The sequence below is a fragment of the Streptomyces sp. LS1784 genome (assembly GCF_020103755.1).
Lineage (GTDB): Bacteria > Actinomycetota > Actinomycetes > Streptomycetales > Streptomycetaceae > Kitasatospora.
On the sequence record NZ_JAHSQD010000802.1, the window covers coordinates 1 to 2,840 of the forward strand.

General features: G+C 75.3%; 2 protein-coding genes. One reads left to right on the plus strand and one right to left on the minus strand.

Annotated elements, in window-relative coordinates:
* Positions 1–73 precede the first annotated feature (73 nt).
* Positions 74–1,627, minus strand: a complete 1,554-nt coding sequence (locus KS423_RS42600) for a M1 family metallopeptidase (RefSeq protein WP_224285065.1) — start codon at positions 1,625–1,627, stop codon at positions 74–76.
* 337 nt (positions 1,628–1,964) lie between these two features.
* Between KS423_RS42600 and KS423_RS42605 the strand changes: the two genes are divergently transcribed.
* A partial coding sequence (locus tag KS423_RS42605) for a carbohydrate kinase (RefSeq protein ID WP_224285066.1) occupies positions 1,965–2,840 on the plus strand: 876 nt, incomplete at its 3' end.

Here is a 2,840-nt window from a genome sequence, read left to right on the forward strand (position 1 = left end):
GTCAGGGGCGTGCAAGGTGCGGGCGGACGCACGGCGGCGCGCCGGGCGTGCACCAGCAGCCCCAGCCGCGCCGTCAGAGCGTCCCGGAGCCCCGCGCCACCGCGGGCCCGCCCGCCCCTGCGGCCCCGTCCTCCCAAGCCGAAGCACCTGGAGCCGACGCTCCCGGAGCCGCCCCCACCAGGCCCACCGGACCCACCACCCAGTCCGGATGCCCCGGCATCGGCGGGGTCCGCAACCCGTACAGCCAGTCGTCCAGGAAGCCCCGCAGGTCCTGCCCGGACACCACCGAGGCCGTCCGCACGTAGTCCTCGGTGGTCGCGTTCCCGTACCGGTACGTGCCGAGGAAGGCGCGCTCGATGCGGTCGAAGGTCTGCGCCCCGACCTTCTCCCGCAGTGCGAACAGCACCAGCGCGCCGCCCGTGTACCGCTGGTCGTGGAAGAGGCCGGCGGCGGTGGGGGAGGCGACCGGCCCGGAGTCGCGCCGCGACTGGTCGCCCATCCCGTAGAGGTGGCGCATCCGCTCGACCAGCGTGGTGTGGCCCCAGGCGTCCGGCCACCCGCGCTCGTACTGGTACATCAGGCCGTAGAAGGTGGCATGGCCCTCGTTGAGCCAGAGGTCGGACCACCTGGCGGGGGAGACGCTGTCGCCGAACCAGGAGTGGACCAGCTCGTGCATCATGTGCGAGCCGATCGCCGGCTCCGCCTGTCGCAGGAAGTTCGGCTTGTAGAGGGTGAGCGTCTGGCTCTCCAGACCGGTGAAGGCGAACGCGGCCGGGTCGTCCGTGTCGGCCGGCAGGATCCCGTACGTCTCGAACGGGAAGGGCCCCAGGTGCGCTTCGGCCCAGGCGAGTTGGCCGGGGGTGAGGGCGAGCGCGGGTTCCAGCTCGGCGGCGCGCGCGGTCGGCACGACGTCGCGCAGCGGCAGGCCGTGCGGCCCGGTGCGCTCGCGCACGGTGTAGTCGCCGACCGAGACCTGGACCAGCTCGGTGGCCATCGGCTCGCGGGAGACGTACCGGCGGGTGGTGCGGCCGTCGCCGAGCTGCTCGGTGGCCGCCAACTCCCCGTTGGCGACGCCGAGGAGGCCGTCCGGGGCGGTCACCGCGATGGTGAACCGGGCCTTGTCGCCCGGGTGGTCGTTGCACGGGAAGACGGTGTGCGCGCTGTTCGGCTGGCCGGCCACCGCGAAGCCGTCCGGGGTGGGCACCCAGCCGGTGTGCGGCAGCTCGGCGCGTGGGTCGGCGGTGTACTCGACGGTCAGCCGGGTGACGGCGCCCGGGCGGAAGGGCCTGGCCGGGGTGACCGTCAGCTTCTCGTCGTGGGTCGCGAAGCCCGCCGGCTGCCCGTCGACCCGGACGGTGCGTACGGTCAGTCCGAGCGCGTCCAGCTCCAGCCGGGCCAGGGTGCGGTCGGGCCGTACCGTGAGCACGGCCGTGGCGTCCACCGTCCTGGTCCCGGCCCGGTAGTCGAAGGCCAGGTCGTACCCGAGCGTCCGGTACCCGGTGTTCCCGAGCGAGGGGAAGACCGGATCGCCCAGCCCGCCGGCGGCGCCGGCCGTGGGCACGCTCGCGGACAGCAGCGCCGTACTGAGCGCGAGCGACAGGACCAGACCGGCGCGGGGCCTGAACAAGGGTGATCACCGTACTTCACGAGCGGGAGCGGAGGCAGGAGCCGCCCGGACGGGAGAGCCTGGCCAGGGATGCTAGTGGACCGCCGGGCCGGCACGGGCGCGGTCGGTGCGGTTCGACGACACACCGTCGTCCCCCGGACGGCCCAAGGTGATGGCGGCGCCCCCGCCCGCGGTCTAGCGTGGGGAGTGCTTCGTCCCCTGACGGACGAGCCACGGCCGTCGGAAAACCTGGCCAGGTCCGGCGGCCGTACTCTTCTGCCCTGGCGCTGCACGCCCGGACGCGCCCCGTAGGCTGGCGTCCGATACGACGCCCGCGTACCGGATGCCAGGAGCCGCCGTGACCAGCCCAGCTTCCCCCGTTCTGGTGATCGGTGAGTGCGTCGCCGACATCGTCCGCACGGGTGACGCCCCGGACCGGGTGCACCCCGGCGGCAGCCCCGCGAACGTCGCCTACGGGCTGGCCCGGCTGGGCCGCCCGGCCACGCTGCTCACCGAGCTGGGGCCGGACGCCAACGGCCGGCTGATCCGGCAGCACCTGGAGTCGGCCGGGGTGCGGGTGCGGGCCGCCGAGGTCGCCCGGACACCCTCGGCGGTGGTGGAACCGGACGGGCAGGGGCGGGCCCGCTACGCCTTCGACATCCGCTGGACGCTCCCGCCGACCGAACTCGCCGAGCCGCCCGCCGCGATCCACCTCGGCTCGATCGCCGCGGTCACCGAGCCCGGCGCGGCGTCGGTGCTGGCACTGGTGGAGCGCTGGCGCGGGCAGGCACAGATCAGCTACGACCCGAACGTGCGCCCGGCGCTGATGGGCGACCGGGCCGAGGCCGTCCGGCGGGTCGAGCGCTGGGTGGCGCTGAGCGACGTGGTCAAGGCCAGTGACGAGGACCTGGCCTGGCTCTACCCGGGCGAGCGGCCCGAGGCGGCCGCCGGGCGCTGGCTGGCCCTCGGCCCCTCCGTGGTCGCGGTCACCCTCGGCGCCGAGGGGGCGTTCGCCCGCACCAGCGAGGGCGGACACGTCGAGGCCGCGGCCGTTCCGGTGCCGGTCGCGGACACCGTCGGAGCCGGTGACTCCTTCATGGCCGCTTTCCTGCACGCCCGTGCGACCGGCACCGACCTCGCGACCTGCCTCACCCACGCGGTGACGGCGGCCGCGCTGACCGTCGCCCGCCCGGGCGCCAACCCGCCCTCGGCCGCCGCCCTGGCGGCCGCCCTG